This is a genomic window from Neptunomonas marina (genome assembly GCF_004005935.1).
Classification (GTDB): Bacteria; Pseudomonadota; Gammaproteobacteria; order Pseudomonadales; family Balneatricaceae; genus Neptunomonas; species Neptunomonas marina.
Map to the genome: position 1 here is coordinate 68,623 of NZ_SACQ01000004.1, position 17,174 is coordinate 85,796.

Annotated in this window: 19 protein-coding genes and 1 tRNA gene; 13 read left to right on the forward strand and 7 right to left on the reverse strand. The window is 50.2% G+C overall.

The annotated features are described in order from the left end of the window. Nucleotides 1-51 precede the first annotated feature (51 nt). The 4 genes from EOE65_RS09605 (at nucleotide 52) to EOE65_RS09620 (ending at nucleotide 3,600) form a co-directional block, all read left to right on the forward strand. Nucleotides 52-1,251 carry an amino acid ABC transporter permease gene (locus tag EOE65_RS09605; RefSeq protein WP_127694104.1) on the forward strand — a complete coding sequence of 400 codons (1,200 nt, stop codon included), beginning with the start codon at nucleotides 52-54 and terminating at the stop codon, nucleotides 1,249-1,251. A 9-nt stretch (nucleotides 1,252-1,260) separates the two neighbouring features. After that, complete coding sequence (locus EOE65_RS09610) at nucleotides 1,261-2,358, forward strand: amino acid ABC transporter permease (protein ID WP_127694105.1); 1,098 nt, start codon at nucleotides 1,261-1,263, stop codon at nucleotides 2,356-2,358. 20 nt (nucleotides 2,359-2,378) lie between these two features. Continuing rightward, nucleotides 2,379-3,146 carry an amino acid ABC transporter ATP-binding protein gene (locus tag EOE65_RS09615; protein WP_127694106.1) on the forward strand — a complete coding sequence of 256 codons (768 nt, stop codon included), beginning with the start codon at nucleotides 2,379-2,381 and terminating at the stop codon, nucleotides 3,144-3,146. A 97-nt stretch (nucleotides 3,147-3,243) separates the two neighbouring features. Next, nucleotides 3,244-3,600 carry a HopJ type III effector protein gene (locus EOE65_RS09620; protein ID WP_127694107.1) on the forward strand — a complete coding sequence of 119 codons (357 nt, stop codon included), beginning with the start codon at nucleotides 3,244-3,246 and terminating at the stop codon, nucleotides 3,598-3,600. Nucleotides 3,601-3,617: 17 nt separating this feature from the next. On the opposite strand, the gene EOE65_RS09625 is transcribed toward EOE65_RS09620, so the two are convergent. Both EOE65_RS09625 and dinB read right to left on the reverse strand, forming a co-directional pair. Next, a complete protein-coding gene (locus EOE65_RS09625) occupies nucleotides 3,618-5,177 on the reverse strand; it encodes a SulP family inorganic anion transporter (RefSeq protein WP_127694108.1) in 1,560 nt (519 codons plus the stop codon). Nucleotides 5,178-5,269: 92 nt separating this feature from the next. Continuing rightward, nucleotides 5,270-6,322 (reverse strand): DNA polymerase IV, encoded by a 1,053-nt coding sequence (gene dinB, locus EOE65_RS09630; protein WP_127694109.1) that lies wholly within the window; start codon nucleotides 6,320-6,322, stop codon nucleotides 5,270-5,272. A gap of 111 nt (nucleotides 6,323-6,433) precedes the next feature. On the opposite strand from dinB, the gene EOE65_RS09635 reads away from it, so the two are divergent. The 4 genes from EOE65_RS09635 (at nucleotide 6,434) to EOE65_RS09650 (ending at nucleotide 9,149) form a co-directional block, all read left to right on the forward strand. Then, entirely contained in the window at nucleotides 6,434-7,297 is an 864-nt protein-coding gene (locus tag EOE65_RS09635; RefSeq protein ID WP_127694110.1) for a prephenate dehydratase, read from the forward strand. Between the two features lie 329 nt (nucleotides 7,298-7,626). After that, nucleotides 7,627-7,702, forward strand: a tRNA-Thr gene (locus tag EOE65_RS09640). A 121-nt stretch (nucleotides 7,703-7,823) separates the two neighbouring features. Continuing rightward, the gene (gene hpaR, locus EOE65_RS09645) at nucleotides 7,824-8,246 is read left to right on the forward strand and encodes a homoprotocatechuate degradation operon regulator HpaR (protein ID WP_127694111.1); all 423 of its coding nucleotides are present in this window, start codon (nucleotides 7,824-7,826) and stop codon (nucleotides 8,244-8,246) included. 69 nt (nucleotides 8,247-8,315) lie between these two features. Continuing rightward, a complete protein-coding gene (locus tag EOE65_RS09650; RefSeq protein WP_127694112.1) occupies nucleotides 8,316-9,149 on the forward strand; it encodes a polyphosphate kinase 2 family protein in 834 nt (277 codons plus the stop codon). Here EOE65_RS09650 and EOE65_RS09655 read toward each other — a convergent pair. Together EOE65_RS09655 and EOE65_RS09660 are read right to left on the reverse strand one after the other, a co-directional pair. Continuing rightward, nucleotides 9,146-9,385, reverse strand: a complete 240-nt coding sequence (locus tag EOE65_RS09655; protein ID WP_127694113.1) for a DUF1653 domain-containing protein — start codon at nucleotides 9,383-9,385, stop codon at nucleotides 9,146-9,148. The two genes, EOE65_RS09650 and EOE65_RS09655, sit on opposite strands and share 4 nt — an antisense overlap. Continuing rightward, a complete protein-coding gene (locus tag EOE65_RS09660) occupies nucleotides 9,382-9,888 on the reverse strand; it encodes a hypothetical protein (protein WP_127694114.1) in 507 nt (168 codons plus the stop codon). Before EOE65_RS09660 ends, EOE65_RS09655 begins: the two co-directional genes overlap by 4 nt. Before the next feature lie 106 nt (nucleotides 9,889-9,994). On the opposite strand from EOE65_RS09660, the gene EOE65_RS09665 reads away from it, so the two are divergent. Continuing rightward, nucleotides 9,995-10,438 (forward strand): universal stress protein, encoded by a 444-nt coding sequence (locus EOE65_RS09665; protein ID WP_127694115.1) that lies wholly within the window; start codon nucleotides 9,995-9,997, stop codon nucleotides 10,436-10,438. 51 nt (nucleotides 10,439-10,489) lie between these two features. On the opposite strand, the gene EOE65_RS09670 is transcribed toward EOE65_RS09665, so the two are convergent. Beyond that, nucleotides 10,490-12,373: an ATP-binding cassette domain-containing protein gene (locus EOE65_RS09670; RefSeq protein ID WP_127694116.1), complete on the reverse strand. Its 1,884-nt coding sequence runs from the start codon at nucleotides 12,371-12,373 to the stop codon at nucleotides 10,490-10,492. Between the two features lie 67 nt (nucleotides 12,374-12,440). Then, nucleotides 12,441-13,421, reverse strand: coding sequence for a hypothetical protein (locus EOE65_RS09675; protein ID WP_206052652.1), 981 nt, complete (start codon nucleotides 13,419-13,421; stop codon nucleotides 12,441-12,443). Nucleotides 13,422-13,556: 135 nt separating this feature from the next. Here EOE65_RS09675 and EOE65_RS09680 point away from each other — a divergent pair, with 135 nt between their 5' ends. The 4 genes from EOE65_RS09680 to EOE65_RS18325 all read left to right on the forward strand — a co-directional run bounded on the left by EOE65_RS09680 (nucleotide 13,557) and on the right by EOE65_RS18325 (nucleotide 16,835). Continuing rightward, nucleotides 13,557-14,015, forward strand: a complete 459-nt coding sequence (locus tag EOE65_RS09680) for an Lrp/AsnC family transcriptional regulator (protein ID WP_127694118.1) — start codon at nucleotides 13,557-13,559, stop codon at nucleotides 14,013-14,015. Nucleotides 14,016-14,097: 82 nt separating this feature from the next. Continuing rightward, nucleotides 14,098-16,059: a transglycosylase SLT domain-containing protein gene (locus EOE65_RS09685; RefSeq protein ID WP_164847070.1), complete on the forward strand. Its 1,962-nt coding sequence runs from the start codon at nucleotides 14,098-14,100 to the stop codon at nucleotides 16,057-16,059. Then, a complete protein-coding gene (locus tag EOE65_RS09690; RefSeq protein ID WP_276317509.1) occupies nucleotides 16,052-16,594 on the forward strand; it encodes a TatD family hydrolase in 543 nt (180 codons plus the stop codon). Before EOE65_RS09685 ends, EOE65_RS09690 begins: the two co-directional genes overlap by 8 nt. After that, nucleotides 16,494-16,835 carry a TatD family hydrolase gene (locus EOE65_RS18325; RefSeq protein WP_276317510.1) on the forward strand — a complete coding sequence of 114 codons (342 nt, stop codon included), beginning with the start codon at nucleotides 16,494-16,496 and terminating at the stop codon, nucleotides 16,833-16,835. The genes EOE65_RS09690 and EOE65_RS18325 overlap by 101 nt, the downstream gene beginning before the upstream one ends. On the opposite strand, the gene EOE65_RS09695 is transcribed toward EOE65_RS18325, so the two are convergent. Next, on the reverse strand, nucleotides 16,818-17,090 hold the full coding sequence (locus EOE65_RS09695; RefSeq protein WP_127694120.1) for a glutaredoxin family protein: 273 nt from the start codon (nucleotides 17,088-17,090) through the stop codon (nucleotides 16,818-16,820). The two genes, EOE65_RS18325 and EOE65_RS09695, sit on opposite strands and share 18 nt — an antisense overlap. Nucleotides 17,091-17,174: the final 84 nt, after the last annotated feature.

The window sequence follows — 17,174 nt, forward strand, 5'->3', positions numbered from 1 at the left end:
TTAGTGAAAGGATGCACTCTTTCTCGCGTTTCTTTTGTGGAGAACTCGTTGATGTCATCAAATCGACCATCATCCGAGAGCCCAACGAAGCCTGATAGTACGCCGCGTTTCTGGAACGACCCAGATAAACGTGCGCTTATTTTTCAAGGCCTTATCGTATTGGCGCTCGGTGCTTTTATCCTGACTGTTGTTAGCAATACGCTGCACAATCTCGAACAACGCGGTATTACAACCGGGTTCGATTTTCTCTCAGTAGAAGCTGGTTTCGGGATTTTACAGTCACTTATCCCTTACAGCGAAGCTGACTCATATGGACGCACGTTCATCGTCGGCCTTCTGAACACTGTTTTGGTCTCATTCCTCGGCATCATTGCTGCCACCTTCTTAGGGTTCCTCATCGGCGTTGGTCGTTTATCCAAGAACTGGTTACTCGCTAAGATCTGCGCCGTTTATGTTGAGATTTTCCGCAACATCCCACTGCTACTGCAGATTTTTTTCTGGTACTTCGCTGTTCTCAGAACGCTGCCAAGCCCTCGACAGAGTTTCGAGTTATTCGGCGGATACTTAAATGTCCGCGGCCTCTATCTGCCAGCTCCCATCCTCGAAGACGGTTTCGGCATTGTCTGGACTGCACTCATTGTTGGCATTGTTGCCACTTGGCTGTTCAAGCGTTGGGCGGATAAAAAACATGATGAGAGTGGCCGAGAATACCCTGTTGGCTTAATCGCATTGGGTTTGATCGTTGGCCTACCTCTACTGGTCTTCTTCTTTGCTGGTGCTCCCGTTACGATGGACTACCCAGCTCTGAAAGGCTTTAACTTCCGCGGCGGCGTGACGCTCATTCCTGAATTGATTGCACTGTGGTTAGCGTTGACTATTTATACTGCCGCGTTTATTGCTGAGATCGTGCGGGGCGGCATTTTAGCGGTACCGCACGGACAGCTTGAAGCCGCCAGCGCGTTGGGCTTACCGCGGGGTAGAACGTTGCGCTTTATTATCATTCCACAAGCGCTGCGCGTCATTATTCCACCACTGACATCGCAATATTTAAACCTGACGAAGAACTCCTCATTAGCAACAGCGATCGGTTATCCAGATCTCGTGTCAGTTTTTGCCGGCACAACACTGAACCAAACAGGCCAGGCCATTGAGGTCATCTTTATGACGATGGCAGTGTACTTAACACTCAGTGTACTGACCTCGATCTTTATGAACTGGTACAACAGCCGCAGTGCGTTGATTGAGAGGTAAGGAGGGGTTATGAAATACGATCTACAACCAACATTACCACCACCAGCCAACTCAACAGGGCTCATCGGCTGGCTAAAGCGCAACCTGTTCAGCGGCCCGCTCAACAGCCTTGCAACACTGGCGATTCTTTACTTCCTCGCGATCTCCGTTGGCCCGATGCTCAAGTGGGCGCTGATCGATGCGGACTGGATCGGTGATTCGCGTGAGGCATGCAGTAGCGGCGGCGCATGCTGGGTATTTATAACCCACCGTATTGATCAGTTCCTCTATGGCTTCTACCCAGAAACTGAGTATTGGCGTATCGATACGACGTTTTATATCTTCGCAGCCTGTATCGCTTGGCTCGTGATCGATAAGACCCCCTATAAAGGCTATGTTGCTGCGTTTACGCTGTTCGTATTCCCAGTGATCGGCTTTTATCTGATGTATGGTGGTGGGTTTGGCCTTGATGTTGTCGAGACCCACAAGTGGGGTGGCTTGAGCCTAACGCTTATTTTAGCGGTGATCGGTATCGTCGCAGCGATGCCTTTCGGTGTGATCTTGGCCCTTGGTCGGCGTTCGGATATGCCTATTGTGCGCTCCCTTTCGGTGATCTATATCGAGTTTTGGCGCGGCGTGCCACTGATCACCGTGCTGTTCATGGCATCGGTCATGCTGCCTCTCTTTGTTTCAGAGGAGGTCTCATTCGATAAGCTACTGCGCGCTTTAATTGGCATCATTATGTTCCAATCAGCCTATATGGCTGAGGTGGTGCGTGGTGGTCTTCAAGCGATTCCGAAAGGCCAATATGAGGCTGCAGATGCGCTGGGTCTTGGCTACTGGAAGTCGATGGGCTTCATCATTCTTCCGCAAGCTCTAAAGCTGATGATTCCGGGCATTGTGAATACCTTTATTGCACTGTTCAAAGATACCAGTCTGGTTCTCATTATCGGCTTGTTTGATCTACTTGCGATTGTTCAAGCAGCGCTTAACGATCCTGAGTGGCTAGGGTATTCAACCGAAGGCTATATCTTTGTCGCGCTCGTTTTCTGGGTCTTCTGTTTTGGTATGTCTCAGTACAGCCAGGGCCTAGAGAAACGTCTGCAAACCGGTCATAACACACGCTAGTTAGTGTAGAGAATAATAATATGAGCACACTTGAAAAGAGTAACCAAGCACAGTTCATGATCGAACTACGCGACATGAACAAATGGTACGGCGAGTTCCACGTTCTTAAGAACATCAACCTGCAAGTGCAGCGTGGTGAGCGTATTGTCATTTGCGGCCCATCTGGGTCGGGCAAGTCCACCATGATTCGCTGTATCAACCGACTAGAGGAGCACCAAAAAGGCGACATCATCGTTAACGGTACCGAGCTAACCAACGATCTCAAAAATATTGAGCTGATTCGTCGCGATGTCGGCATGGTGTTCCAGCACTTCAATCTATTCCCGCACCTCACGGTGCTGGAGAATTGTTGTCTGGCCCCTATTTGGGTGAAGAAAAAGCCCCGTGCCGAAGCGGAAGCGACAGCGATGGAGTACCTTGAGCGGGTAAAAATCCCAGATCAGGCGCTTAAATACCCAGGGCAGCTATCGGGAGGCCAGCAGCAGCGGGTTGCTATCGCCCGCTCGCTCTGCATGAACCCTGATGTGATGCTTTTCGATGAACCAACCTCAGCACTCGACCCAGAGATGATCAAAGAGGTGCTCGATGTCATGATCGAGCTGGCTGATGAAGGCGGCATGACAATGCTTTGCGTTACCCACGAAATGGGCTTTGCAAAAACAGTCGCAGACCGCGTTATCTTTATGGATGCCGGCCAAATCATTGAAGAGAATGAACCTCACGAGTTCTTTAACAACCCGCAACACGAGCGAACTCAACTTTTCCTCAGCCAAATTCTGCAACACTAAACCCTATCCGGGCAGCGATTTTCGCTGCCCAACTCCCCACAACTCGTATAAATATGCTAAAACAGCGCTTTTATCTGTTTATCAAAGGTAACCGCGCATGACATTAAGCGAATATAAGGCCCAACTCGCTAGCAAAGAAGGCGTTGCATTCGAAGCAACGATGCAAGTGATCGCAGAGCACTTTACTTATCAACCAACGACTTTTAGCAATGGACTGAACGAAGATACCGTTGTTAATGCCGCAGGCACCAACGAAGGCTCTTGTAAGATCTTTGCGTTCGCAAAACTAGAAGGGCTGGATAAAGAGCAGACACTCGGCTGCTTTGGCGGGTTTTATCGTGATGTCCTAGCGACACCGCAAGGCACTGATCATGGCAACATTCGCGCTTTTATGAAGCACGGCTGGGACGGTATTTCGTTTGAAGGTGAAGCACTTACTCGCAAAGGCGAGTAAGTGCCTCTACGGCCAGCTTAAGCGAGCTGGTCGTCTGCTACTTTGTATTTCGGATCTTCGATCAAGTTAACCTCAACCAAACTACCCGCTTTATCTAGCAAGCTCACACACTCAGAGCTGAGATGGCGCAAGTGCAACGTTTTACCCGCAGCAACATAACGCTCCGCAACGGCATCAATGGCCTCAATCCCTGAATGATCCATCACGCGAGAGTCTTTAAAGTCGATGATGACATCATCAGGATCGCCTTTGGCATTAAAGTTATCACGAAAGCTCTGAGCTGATGCGAAGAACAGAGGGCCATGAGCAAGATAAACCTTTGTTTTACCATCATTCTCAAGCCATGTTTCAAACTCAACATGCTTCGCATGTTTCCACGCGAACATCAACGCCGACAGAATAACACCGACAACCACAGCAATGGCCAAGTCTGTTGCCACGGTAACAACCGTCACCGTGAACACAACGAACAGATCTTGCTTAGGCACTTTACCCCACAGGCGGAAACTCGCCCATTCGAACGTTGCGATCACCACGATAAACATGACACCCACCAGCGCAGCAACAGGAATCATCTCGATCAACGAAGCGCCAACCAGAATAAAGACAAGCAAAAACAGCGCCGCTGAGATACCTGAGGCTCGACCACGCCCACCCGAGTTAATATTGATCATACTTTGACCAATCATGGCACAACCGCCCATACCACCAAAGAAGCCTGTAACGATATTCGCCACACCTTGGCCCACACACTCTTTGTTGCCTCGACCACGTGTTTCAGTCACTTCATCGATCAGCGTCAACGTCAGTAGCGACTCAATCAGACCGATTGCTGCCAAAATCACCGCATAAGGGAAGATAACACTCAACGTTTCCCAGTTAATCGGTACCATTGGAATACCGAACTCAGGCAAACCGCCCGCAATAGTGGCCGCAGGGTTGCCTGTCATGTCCGCTAAAACGTCTTGTACAGTACGCGCATCAAGGTCTAAGAAAACAACTAACAGCGTTACTGTGACTATCGCTGCCAGCGATGAAGGAATCGCGCGGGTAAATTTAGGCAAGAAGTGGATAATCGCCATCGTCAGCGCCACTAGCCCCAACATCATGGCCATTTGGCCACCCTGCAACCACTGCAGCACGCCATTGTCGTCCGCAAACTGGAACTGCTTCATCTGCGCAAGGAAAATGACGATCGCCAAACCGTTTACAAAGCCTAACATCACAGGATGGGGCACCATGCGGATAAACTTACCCAGCCGGAAAATACCCGCAAGTACCTGCAAAATCCCCATCAACACGACGGTAGCAAACAGATACTCCACACCATGCTGTGCGACCAGGCTTACCATAACAACCGCCAGCGCACCTGTGGCCCCGGAGATCATCCCCGGACGTCCGCCGATTGCTGCTGTGATTAAGCCCACCATAAATGCCGCATAGAGACCGACTAAAGGCTCCACCCCTGCAACAAAAGCAAATGCGACAGCCTCGGGCACCAACGCCAAAGCTACCGTTAAGCCAGAGAGCAGATCGTTCTTCATACTTTGCGTTTTTGAAGCAAGTAACTGAAACATCAAAATCCCCGTAGGACGAAAATTAAAAGAAGTGATTAAAAAAGCGCCAGATTCTACCAGAGCAGGCTGCTACTGTCAGGCGATTGTGGCAATTACCAAAGGGCTAATTGCTGTGGCTGGTCCTCAGTATCACCAAGACGATAGCCAATACCGAGGAGTCGAACCGCTTTACCATTTCCGCGGCTGTGGCCCTCTCGCATGAGGGCCTCGAAAAGCGCTGCGCTGACCGTTTTAGCTTGCTGCTCAACGGTAGTTTGAGAAAAATCAGCAAACTTCACTTTCACCAAAGCCCCTTGTATACGCTTAGCGCCTTTAAGTGCGTCAAAACGACGTGCCAAATCATCCAACAGAGACGGCAGTTGCGCCAAACACAGCTCTACTGCATCAAAGTCCTCAGCGTAAGTTCGCTCGACGCTAACAGACTTCCTGCGCCGCTCCACTTGCACGGGACGCTCGTCAATGCCTTGGCTTAAGCGATAGAGCCGCTCACCAAAGACACCAAACTTGTCTACTAACTCGGTTAAAGGCCGCTGCAATACATCATGACACGTCACTATCCCAGCTTGGGCAAGCTTAGCTGCCGTCTTTTTCCCAACGCCATGCAGCTTAGCCACAGGTAAAACCTCCACAAATGACGCAACGTCTTGCGGAGCGATCACGAACAAGCCATCCGGCTTATCCCAATCGCTGGCGATTTTGGCAAGAAACTTATTCGGAGCAACACCCGCAGAGATCGTAATCCCCACCTCTTCTTTGACACGACGGCGCAGGTACTCAGCAATTCGCGTTGCACTGCCGTTAAACATCTGGCTCTCGCTCACGTCTAGATACGCCTCATCTAAGGATAGCGGCTCGATTAGATCGGTGACCTCGCGATAGATCGCCATAATCTGCTGCGAGACTGTTCGGTACTTTTCCATATTACCGCGCATAACCGTCAAAGCGGGGCAGCGCTTAAGCGCCTGAGCGGTGGACATCGCTGAGTGGATGCCAAAACGCCGTGCCTCATAGTTACAGGTCGCGATGACGCCGCGCCGATCCGCCGCACCGCCAATCGCAAGCGGAATATCACGCAGCGCAGGATTGTCGCGCATCTCTACAGCGGCATAGAAACAATCGCAATCGCAGTGGATAACTTTACGCATCTCGCAACCATAAACAGCTCTGGAATAACATAAGTGGCGACTTCTCCCCTATTAACGACCTGTGACATAATATGGCACCGGAATTAATCACCCAATGGAATCTATCTCATCATGAGCAAAAACATTATTGCCTATCAAGGCTCACAAGGCGCGTACTCGCATCTCTCCTGCCGACACGTATACCCGGAGATGGAGGCATTTGCCTGTGAGAGCTTTAGTGCGGCAATGCTCATGGTTGAACGCGGTGAGGCAGAATTAGCCATGATTCCACTCGAAAACTCCACCGCGGGCCGTGTGGAAGAGATTTACCGCTTAATGCCGAAAACGCGCTTACACATTATCAATGAGCACTTCGAGCCGGTAAACCACTGCCTACTTGCGCCAAAAGGCACAAAACTTGAAGACATCAAAACGGTTTCCTCACACCCCCAAGCGCTGGCCCAATGCGATAACAACCTCAAACAGCTAGGCATCCAACCTATTGCAGCGCTTGACACTGCAGGCGCGGCGGAAGATCTCGTGAACAACCCGCAACCTCATCATGCAGCTATTGCATCTAGCCTAGCGGCGGAACTGTACGACTTAGAAGTGCTGCGCGATAATTTCCAAGACGTTGATGGCAATACCACTCGGTTTATGATTCTAGCGAAAGAAGGTGTGGTTCCCACACTGGTGCCGGGCGTCACATTTATCACCACGATTATGTTCTCAGTGCGCAATATTCCCGCTGCACTCTACAAAGCACTGGGTGGGTTCTCCACAAATGGAATCAACATGGTTAAGCTAGAGAGCTATATGGCTTCCGATACGATGCAAGTATCCAGTTTTCACCTTGACATACTAGGACACCCACACCAAAAATCGATGCAATATGCGCTTCAAGAGCTCGACTTCTTCGCTAAAGAAGTACGCATTATTGGTACGTATCCTGGGCACCCTTTCCGCTTCGAGAAAGACAAAATCAACGATATTTAATGCATTGCAGCATTTTAAAAATGCTCAATTTTAGTGCAGCCAAAAGACTATACAAAAGTATTATTGTGCACTGCACAAAAATACACGATAGTTAATCTCGATAGAAATTCATGTCGATCTTCTTCACGTGAGCTGTTTCTATCACATCCCTACTTTTCAACTCTGGCTGTTTTCCGAGTTGGTTTTTTAGCCCCTGATTCTTCAGGGGCTTTTTTATTGGGCTTCGCAACCCAGCAATACACGCCCTACAACGACTAAAAATATTTTTAATTTCGGGGTTGCGCTTTTAAAAAAGCACTATTATCATACGCCCCACTTCAACACGATGTGCCGGCATAGCTCAGTTGGTAGAGCAACTGACTTGTAATCAGTAGGTCCCGAGTTCGACTCTTGGTGCCGGCACCACTCCCCTCTCAAAAGCACTTTATATTCTTAATTGGTTTGATTTTTATATAAAGTTACGCTTCAGTAGTACTTACTTATTTAACAAGTTATTATTTGGATGTTTTATTAAGGATGATAAACCATGCATAAGATCGATGAATCAATCCCTCTGCAATTACTGAGAGCTCGTGAAGCAACCCTCTCTTTTTTTCGCCCCTTGCTGTCTGAAAATGCTGTCACTGAACAGCAATGGCGAGTTTTTCATGCCCTTTACACCAATGGCGAGATGGAATCCAAGCAACTGGCAAAAGCTTGCTGCATCCTGAGTCCTAGCCTTACCGGCATCATTCAGCGCATGGAACAGCAAGAGCTCATACAGCGCCGCAAATCAGATGAAGACCAACGCCGCAGCCTACTAACGCTAACCGACAAAGCGAGGCTCATGTATGAAGAGATTAGCCCCAAGCTTGCCGAGCAGAACGAAGAGCTAACTAAGCGCATCAGCGCCGACAAACTCAAGCAGCTCAACCGCCTATTAAACGAGTTAAGCGGCTTAACGCCATAGCTCAATACGACTTTTACGATGCTTAGCTGCTATTATCGAAGCCATATTTGAATCAGCAGGGGAGCAACAATGGAAACACCCAGCAAGATTAAGCTGCAAAAAGACAGCCCACAGCTTGATCAACTGAACTTTTCCGATGCCTTTATCGAGAGCAAAGCGAAGTATCAGAAGCAGCTCAAGAAGTGGCAGGTGCGCTTACTGCAGATACAACAAGCTTATTACCACCAAGACAGGCGGGCGATTCTCGTCTTTGAAGGGTGGGATGCCAGCGGTAAAGGCGGTGCAATACGGCGTTTAACCGAAAAGCTAGACCCGCGTGGTTATACCGTACACCCTATCGGCGCGCCAAGCCCTGAAGAGCAAAGCAAACACTACTTACATCGTTTTCAAGCACGGCTACCAAGCGCGGGAAGTATCGCCATATTTGATCGCTCTTGGTATGGCCGCGTGCTGGTTGAACGTGTTGAAGAGTTCGCGAGCGACTCGCAATGGCAGCGCGCTTATCAAGAGATTAACGAATTTGAGCGCATGCTAGCGGATGATGGAGCACGTATTGTGAAGATCTTTCTTCATATTACCCCGCAAGAACAGCTTAAACGCTTCGCAGAGCGCTTAGAGAATCCAATGAAACGCTGGAAGCTAACGGAAGAGGATATACGCAATCGCGGGCGCTGGGATGATTACGAAGCTGCCATTAACGACATGCTGCATTACACATCAACCAACAGCGCACAATGGCACGCCATTGCAGGCGATCACAAATGGTATACGCGCATTGAAGTACTCAAGCACATCGTAAAAACGCTCGAGAAGGATGTTGATGTTGCACCACCACCTATCGACCCTGATGTGCTCAAAGCAGCCCGCAAAGAGCTAGGTTTAACTTTACCTGAGGTGTCTTAGGCTTCGCTTATTTTGGCAAAACGCGGCTGCTCAACACCCTCTATCACCACGTTGCTGTAAAACATTTCAAAAGGCCTTACCCATAGATCGCCCTCTCCGTAGAGCGGGCGATAAAGCACCATCCACTCCTCCGTTTCAGAGTGACGAACCAGATCAACGACTTCGTATTCGTTGCCTTTATAGTGGCGAAACTTTCCATTTACGAAGCTCGGTTTTGGTGTGAGTGGTTTATTCATAACTTAGCCTCCATCAAGCGGGTCAGTTGTACCTTGATCTTATCCAGCGACTCATCACCACTGTCTTCACGCCAGAACGCAGTCACCTGTATCGGCGTGGACTCCAATGCCACCACGTCGCGCGGTAACTCGGATAGCACCTGCTCAAGCACAGCAAGCTGCTCAGTTTTCAGTACTCGCTCACCAAGTTTCCAACTCCAATCGCTAGGCAGGCCCTCATTGGCAATGGAAGTGACCCGAAAAACCTGCCATGCCGGAAGCTCTTCCGCTAAGCGCCGCTCGATATTAGTACGCAGCAAGCGGTAACCTGGTACCGTTCTTGTTTCCTCATCCAACTCGCCTTGCGCCCGCGGTGCAGTTAAGCGGACCAACTGTACCTGAAAGCCCTCTTGGCGCGCTTTCATACGCAGCTTTGCCTGCTCTTTCTCGCGCCGTGTTGGCATCATCCACATAGCAGAGCCAATCAGCGATAGCACCACAAATACTATGATAAAGGTTTCCATTATGACCTCTGTCGGTCTATCACGCTTTCGTCGTGATAGGTTGTTTGTAACCCAATTGAGTGTGTTAAGCTGATAACACACCATCCATCAGAGAAGGATATTTCCAATGGGCGTTTACTCTAAAATTCTGTTAGCCGTTGACCTATCTGAAGAGTCGGATCAATTAATCGAGAAGACCCGCACGATAGCAAAAAACAACCAAGCTCAGCTGACAGTGCTCCACGTAATCGAGCCGCTTAGCTTTGCCTATGGTGGCGACGTACCCATGGACCTTACCACTGTTCAAGAGCAGCTTGATGCGCACGCGCGCGAGAAGCTAGAGCTTTTTTCCCAGAAGTTAGCGTACCCAACAGAGTCTCTACAGGTCGTGACCGGCCATACTGAGTCCGAGATCCACCGCATCGCAAAAGAGAAGGAGTGTGACTTAATCGTGGTTGGTAGCCACGGGCGACACGGTCTTGCACTGCTGCTCGGATCAACCGCAAACTCTGTTCTGCACGGTGCTCCATGTGACGTGCTCGCTATTCGTGTTTACGAACCTGAAGAGTAACAAGGCAGGCAGGCCGTATTGTCATCCGCTCACGGCCTGCCGATTCGTCAGTTACATCGATTCTAATTCGACCCAGCGCTCCATCAACGCTTCTACTTTTTGCTCTTGTTCTGACAGTTGAGCTAACACCTCAGATACCACACCATGATCTTGCTCGTAAAAGCCCGGTTCCGCTGTTTTCGCCTGCAACGCTTCTAGCGCAGCTTCAGCTTCTTCAAGCTGAGCAGGTAACGCATCAAGCTCACGCTGCAGCTTATAGCTCAACTTCTTCTTCGCTTCAGCAGGCTTCTCTTCCGTCGCTGACGCCGTTTTGCCAGATAACTTTTCGGTTGGCTTTTCCGCTGCTTTCACAACTGGACGCTGGCGCAGCCAGTCTTGATAGCCACCCACATAAGCACGCACACGCCCCTCCCCTTCAAATGCGAAGGTACTGGTCACGACGTTATCCAAAAATGCACGGTCATGGCTAACGAGCAGCACGGTTCCTTCAAAGTTGAGCAGTATCTCTTCCAATAGCTCTAGCGTTTCAACATCTAGGTCGTTGGTTGGCTCATCAAGAATCAAAAGGTTAGCAGGCTGACTGAAAAGCTTAGCGAGTAACACACGGTTGCACTCACCACCAGAAAGCGCTTTAACCGGCGTACGGGCACGCTCTGGAGAGAAGAGAAAATCCTGCAGATAGCCGATAATATGGCGGCGCTGACCATTGATCTCGATGGACTCACGCCCCTCTGAGATATTATCAATAATCGTTTTTTCTTCATCCAACTGCCCTCGCAGCTGATCAAAGTAGGCCGCTTCGAGCTTAGTACCGCGTGCCACACTGCCGCTATCGGGCTCCAACTGCCCCAAGATCAGCTTGAGTAGCGTACTCTTGCCAGCACCATTTGGGCCGATGAGACCAATACGGTCCCCCCGTTGAATGCGCGCAGAGAAATTATGAATCACAGGCTGCCCAGCAAAGCTCACAGATGCGTTTTCAAGCTCAGCCACCAACTTACCTGACTTCTGCGCCTCTTCGAGGTTAAAGCTGGCTTTACCTTGGCGGCCCAAGCGCTCCGAACGCTCCTTGCGCATCGCTTTAAGCGCTCGCACACGCCCTTCATTACGGGTTCGGCGAGCTTTAATGCCTTGACGAATCCATACCTCTTCCTGCGCTAGGCGTTTATCAAAGAGTGCATTTTGGCGCTCTTCCTGCTCAAGCAGCACCTGTTTTTGCTCGGTGTAGGCTGAGTAATTGCCCGTAAACGAGGTCAGCACGCCACGGTCTAGCTCGATGATGCGGGTCGCTAGATGATCCACTAATGACCGGTCGTGGGAGATAAACAATAGGCCACCACGGAACTCTTTTAACTGAGTTTCGAGCCATTCTATAGTCTCAATGTCGAGATGGTTAGTTGGCTCATCGAGGAGCAGAAGGTCAGGCTCTTGAACCAAGGCAGCACCCAATGCGGCACGACGACGCCAGCCTCCCGATAGCGACGACATCAGCACCTCACCATCGAGCTTGAGCTTCGTCAACACACGCTCAACACGCTGCTCTAGGTGCCAGCCGTCCACCGCTTCAAGTTGCTGCTGTAGGGATTCGAGCTTCGCTAAAGATGCGCTATCTGTTTGGCTAGCCAGCTCATCGTACTCGGCGCGCATCGCCACGACTTCAGATAAACCTGCCGCGACAACATCCCAGACGCGTCGCTCATCAGCAGCGGGCAGCGCCTGCGCTAGCTCAGCAACTCGGCACCCTGGATCAATCCAGAGTTCACCGCTATCGAGGGCAACGTGGCCGTTGATCACCTTCAGCAGCGTTGATTTACCCGCGCCATTAAGGCCCACTAAACCAATACGCTCCCCCGGCTCCACCAGCAGATCAACATCAGCAAGAAGGGGTCGGGCACCAAAAGCTACAGAAGCTTTATCAAGTCGAATCAACGGCATCGCTTTATCTCAGTCGTCACAAAAGTCGCGCTATTCTAGCCCAAAGCCCTCTATGCGAACAGGCACGTTACGTGTTTGCGGCAGGCTGTAATGGCTCGATATGACGATTCACAAGATGCTTGCTCCAAATGGCGTCAGGTAAACGATTCACTACCCGCGTCAGGACCGCAACGATCAGGAGCGCCAGCAACATTCTGAACCAAAAAACCCAGAAAAAGTCCGCACCTAAAACCAACACCAGTAATGTATCCTCGATCATGCTGTGGCACAGCCCAAGCAAACTCATCGATGCGAAAATGTCTTTCTTTGGCACATGTCCAGCACGTGCTTCTTTAATAAGCAGCCCACCACCGAAAGCAAGGCCAAGGGTAACGCCTACAATTGTGATCGTCGTGGCCTCACGCCCAATACCTAAGAACTTAAGCACAGGGCGCAGCATCAGCCCCATGAGACGCTCAACCCCCACTACCTTGAGGATCTTCAAAGCGGTCAATAGCACAATAATAATCAGCTGAATCATCACCAAGCTTTCTAGCTGACCAACGAACCAAGGCCACAAGCCAGGCTCCGGCAGTGCTGGCTCCCAAACCAGCTGGTTAGGCTCTTGCAGCAGATTAAAATGCGTCATGATGAGATGGGCTATCCAACCAAACAGGAAACCACCACCAATGCGTAGTAGCAACGTCACCCGTAAACGAATCCCCGCCTGTTGCGCGATACGCGCTTCGACAGGTAAGCCATGGGCAAGCAGCAGCAGAATCGCGATAACAGTGACTTGCGCGACGGTGAGCATTTCAGTTTGCTGAGCGTAAAAGAAAACCAGCATACCTGCGTAAATATTGGTCAGGATCGTGGTTGCCCACACCAACCCCATCGATTCCGGTAGCCCGACAACACCCATTAAAGGCCCCAACAGCAGCGATATATATTCGATCGCCCCCATCTCCTCGAGCACTTTGACAATGATAATCACGGGAATCATAAGCTTAAAAAGGGTGTAGGAAACATCCCATATATCACGGCCAAGTTCGCTGAAAAACGCCTTCACAACGCTATCTCCTTTCATCATCGAGCGCTAAAACGGAGGAGATATCATAAGGAAATAGAAACTGGCTGTATTTCTTTGTTGGCTACAGTTAACTAATATTATTTCTAAACCGAGCACTTATGACGAATAAAATTAATGCCGATCGATAATGTAGATAAACGAATCCTCATGCTACTGCAGCAAAACAGCCGTATAACAAACGCTGCACTAGCGGAGGCGGTGGGACTATCCCCTCCTGCTTGCTTAAAGCGGGTTAAACGTTTACGCGATACTGGGGTCATAACTCGGGAAGTAGCCCTCCTAGATCCAAAACTCGCCGGTCAAGGTATCACCATGATTGTCGAGGTGGAGGTGGAGCGCGACCGCAGTGACCTTTTCCAACAAAGCATCCGCCGTATCCGCGCCAGCCGCGAGGTTACGCAGTGTTATCAAGTCACTGGCGAGGTCGACTTTATATTGATTGTTAACGTCGAAAGTATGGAGGCATTTCAAGCATTTACTGAACGTGTACTGTATGCTGATCCAAATTTGCGTAAATTTCGCACCTTGATATCAATGAATCGCATTAAGTTCACCACAGAGGTGCCGCTGTAACAGGTATAACATGCATATAACGGAATCATTTGCTGTTTTAACACCGCTACGCCACAGCCAAAAAATGACATTGGAGCTACCTATGCATATCGCACAATGCTCTAGCAAAACCGCGCTTGTACTCACCGCCGCGCTGTTTTCAACGCTAACCACGGCAAACCTTGCTTCAGACCGCGCGAACTACCAGCAAGCGCTTACGGCGTTTAATGCCGAGAATACGGCTCAAGCCGACAAACTTACCGCTTCTTTGCGCGGCTACCCGCTACATCCTTACCTTGAGGCCAAACAATTAAGACGCGACATAGACTCCAATAGCGATACGAAGGTCGCAGATTTTCTGGAGCGCTACCCCAACGCTCCGTTTGCCAGAGACCTACAAACGACACGTTTAAACCACCTCCACAAAACCCAACAGTGGTCTAAGTTCCATAGCGCTTGGCAACAAAAACCACTCTCAAGTGCAAAGTACCGCTGCCAAGCCGCTTTTGCCGATTTAAAGTTAGGCAAACGCAAAGCTGCCTTCACGCAAGCGGCTCAGCTTTGGAATGTCGGTTCATCTCAGCATGATGCGTGCGACCCACTCTTTAAAGTCTGGATGCAAGCGGGCAATCCAAGCGCGGAGCTTGCTAGAGAGCGCTTCTGGAAAGCTGCAGATGCCCGTAATTTGCGCCTCGCGCGCTATCTAGAGAAACTATTAAAGCGCAAAGCTGACAAGCAAGATGCCGCCCTCTTCTTCAAAGCGAGCGCCAATCCTGAGAGCGTTTTCGAAGAGAAGCAGCTCAAAAAGCGCAACGTACACCATGGCAGCATTGCAGCTTATGCAATCCGTAAGATCGCCCGAAAAGATATCTACAAAGCCGCAGACTTATGGCTGGATATGCGTCCAAAGCTCACCATTGAACCGCGCAAAGCCTATAATCTGAACCGTTATTTCGCCATGCGTTTTGCAAAGGGTTATCGCAAGAATGCAGCGCAGGTACTTGATCAACTCGATCCAGGTTTTGCTGACGATAAAATATCGGAATGGAAAATTCGCCTCGCGTTAGCTGAACAAAACTGGGATAGATCGCTTACTTTGATTGGGCAACTTCCAGCGTCGCTCCAAAACTCAAGTCGCTGGCTGTACTGGAAAGAGGTGTTAAAGCAGCGCGTTAATCCGCGCTATACGCCAAACTTTGCAGGTGTGCGCCAAGACCGCAGTTTCTATGGCTTCCTCACCTCAGAGATTACCGGAGCACCCTACCAGCTTCACTACGAAGCCGCGGGTATCACTGAGCAAGAGAAAGCCTCATTCGCACAGCGCGCTGATATCGCTCGGATGCGTGAACTGCTAGCAAACGAGCAAGTTTATGAAGCACGCCGTGAATGGAATGCTATGGCCTCAAAAGCGAGCAAACGCGATATCCAGACCGCTTCCCATGTCGTCTACGGTTGGGGTTGGTACGATCAAGCGATTCGGGGCGCGAGCAAGATCAAAGCGTGGAATGATCTTGATATCCGCTTCCCAGTCGCCCATAAACCCCTCTTTGATAAGTGGAGCCAAGATCGCAACATCGATATAACGTGGCCAATATCCATCGCTCGCCAAGAAAGCGCGTATGACCGCTATGCCAAGTCCCATGCTGGGGCTCAAGGGCTTATGCAATTGATGCCAGCCACCGCAAAAGCTACGGCGAAGAAGCACAAGGTGCCCTACAAAAAGCGGGCAGAGCTATTTGAGCCGGATACGAATATTGCGCTAGGTACGGCGTACTTGGCTGAGATGCTGAAGTTGTTTGATGGTAATCGTGTGTATGCGACTGCCGCCTATAATGCCGGTCCACACCGCGTAAAACAGTGGCTAGCGGCGCGTGGTGAGCTACCGCTTGATGCGTGGATCGAAACGATTCCGTTTGATGAAACCCGCAACTATGTGCAAAACGTGCTCTCCTTTGCCGTCATCTATGATGTGCGTAATCAACGTAAACCAAGTCTCCTCAGCACCGCGGAGGAAGCATTGCTTGCGCTGAATGGTTCTGCTCGCGTTGAAACACGTTATGACTGAGCTGATCGATATCGGTGTGAACCTAACGGATAAACGCTTCGCACAGGACCAAGCGGCTGTTGTTGCGCGCGCAAGGGATGCCGGAGTCAACCAGATGATCATCACCTGCACGGCATTAGAGATGGCGGAGCAGGTGATCTCTCTTGCCGAAGAGCATCACGTTTATGCCACTATGGGCATTCATCCTCACGATGCATCATCCTTCTCCGACAGCACCTATATAGCCCTGAAAACCTTAGCTCTACACCCACGGGTGGTTGCAATAGGTGAAACCGGCCTCGACTTTAATCGCAACTTCTCTTCACCCAAGGAGCAAATATTCGCGTTTTCTGAGCAACTCAAATTAGCGTCTGAGCTGCAGCTCCCCCTGTTTCTACACGAGCGTGATGCCACAGCTACACAGCTTGAACTGCTGGCAAATGCCGACCTGAGTAATGGAGGTGTCCTACACTGTTTTACCGGAGATCAAGCCGCGCTCGAAGCTTATTCTAGCGCTTGGGTTGCATATCGGCATCACGGGATGGGTTTGCGATGAAAGACGCGGAGAAGCACTGCAAAAGCTTGTGCCATTGATCCCTAGCGATCGCCTGCTCATCGAAACAGACGCGCCTTACCTTTTGCCAAGAGACTATCGCCCCAAACCCAAGAAAGGCCGCAACGAGCCGAGTTTGCTGCCCCACATTCTTGATACGGTGGCTTTACTGCGCGGAGATGATCCAGCAGTACTTGCCCAACAAGTCTCCCGAAATAGCCAAGCGCTATTTAAGATCGGATGAACTTTCGCCAGCAGCGCAACCTTCCAGAAACGCGATGAGTTGCGGCTGATCAAAAGGCCAGCAAATTTCCGCCCCTGAGGTCTCATGCTGCAACACTGGAATAGTGTTACCATATCGCGCCAATAAGTTATCATCGTAAGCAATATCAACGATATCAACTTGATGACACGAGGCATCCATCGTCACAACGAGTAGCTGCTCAGCGAGCTCACATAAATGACAATGAGAAGTACTAAAAAGTAGATAGCTATCCATAAATATTCGACTACACTCAAACTAAAAATCGCGACCTCATTCGCGAGCCGCGCCGCGTCGCTAGCCATGATATCAGTAAGGACT

Excerpts from the sequence above, each read along its gene's own strand:
- EOE65_RS09605 (WP_127694104.1), top strand. The coding sequence starts at position 52 with ATGTCATCAAATCGACCATCATCCGAGAGCCCAACGAAGCCTGATAGT.
- EOE65_RS09610 (WP_127694105.1), top strand. The coding sequence starts at position 1,261 with ATGAAATACGATCTACAACCAACATTACCACCACCAGCCAACTCAACA.
- EOE65_RS09615 (WP_127694106.1), top strand. The coding sequence starts at position 2,379 with ATGAGCACACTTGAAAAGAGTAACCAAGCACAGTTCATGATCGAACTA.
- EOE65_RS09620 (WP_127694107.1), top strand. The coding sequence starts at position 3,244 with ATGACATTAAGCGAATATAAGGCCCAACTCGCTAGCAAAGAAGGCGTT.
- EOE65_RS09625 (WP_127694108.1), bottom strand. The coding sequence starts at position 5,177 with ATGTTTCAGTTACTTGCTTCAAAAACGCAAAGTATGAAGAACGATCTG.
- dinB (WP_127694109.1), bottom strand. The coding sequence starts at position 6,322 with ATGCGTAAAGTTATCCACTGCGATTGCGATTGTTTCTATGCCGCTGTA.
- EOE65_RS09635 (WP_127694110.1), top strand. The coding sequence starts at position 6,434 with ATGAGCAAAAACATTATTGCCTATCAAGGCTCACAAGGCGCGTACTCG.
- hpaR (WP_127694111.1), top strand. The coding sequence starts at position 7,824 with ATGCATAAGATCGATGAATCAATCCCTCTGCAATTACTGAGAGCTCGT.
- EOE65_RS09650 (WP_127694112.1), top strand. The coding sequence starts at position 8,316 with ATGGAAACACCCAGCAAGATTAAGCTGCAAAAAGACAGCCCACAGCTT.
- EOE65_RS09655 (WP_127694113.1), bottom strand. The coding sequence starts at position 9,385 with ATGAATAAACCACTCACACCAAAACCGAGCTTCGTAAATGGAAAGTTT.
- EOE65_RS09660 (WP_127694114.1), bottom strand. The coding sequence starts at position 9,888 with ATGGAAACCTTTATCATAGTATTTGTGGTGCTATCGCTGATTGGCTCT.
- EOE65_RS09665 (WP_127694115.1), top strand. The coding sequence starts at position 9,995 with ATGGGCGTTTACTCTAAAATTCTGTTAGCCGTTGACCTATCTGAAGAG.
- EOE65_RS09670 (WP_127694116.1), bottom strand. The coding sequence starts at position 12,373 with ATGCCGTTGATTCGACTTGATAAAGCTTCTGTAGCTTTTGGTGCCCGA.
- EOE65_RS09680 (WP_127694118.1), top strand. The coding sequence starts at position 13,557 with ATGCCGATCGATAATGTAGATAAACGAATCCTCATGCTACTGCAGCAA.
- EOE65_RS09685 (WP_164847070.1), top strand. The coding sequence starts at position 14,098 with ATGCATATCGCACAATGCTCTAGCAAAACCGCGCTTGTACTCACCGCC.
- EOE65_RS09690 (WP_276317509.1), top strand. The coding sequence starts at position 16,052 with ATGACTGAGCTGATCGATATCGGTGTGAACCTAACGGATAAACGCTTC.
- EOE65_RS18325 (WP_276317510.1), top strand. The coding sequence starts at position 16,494 with ATGGAGGTGTCCTACACTGTTTTACCGGAGATCAAGCCGCGCTCGAAG.
- EOE65_RS09695 (WP_127694120.1), bottom strand. The coding sequence starts at position 17,090 with ATGGATAGCTATCTACTTTTTAGTACTTCTCATTGTCATTTATGTGAG.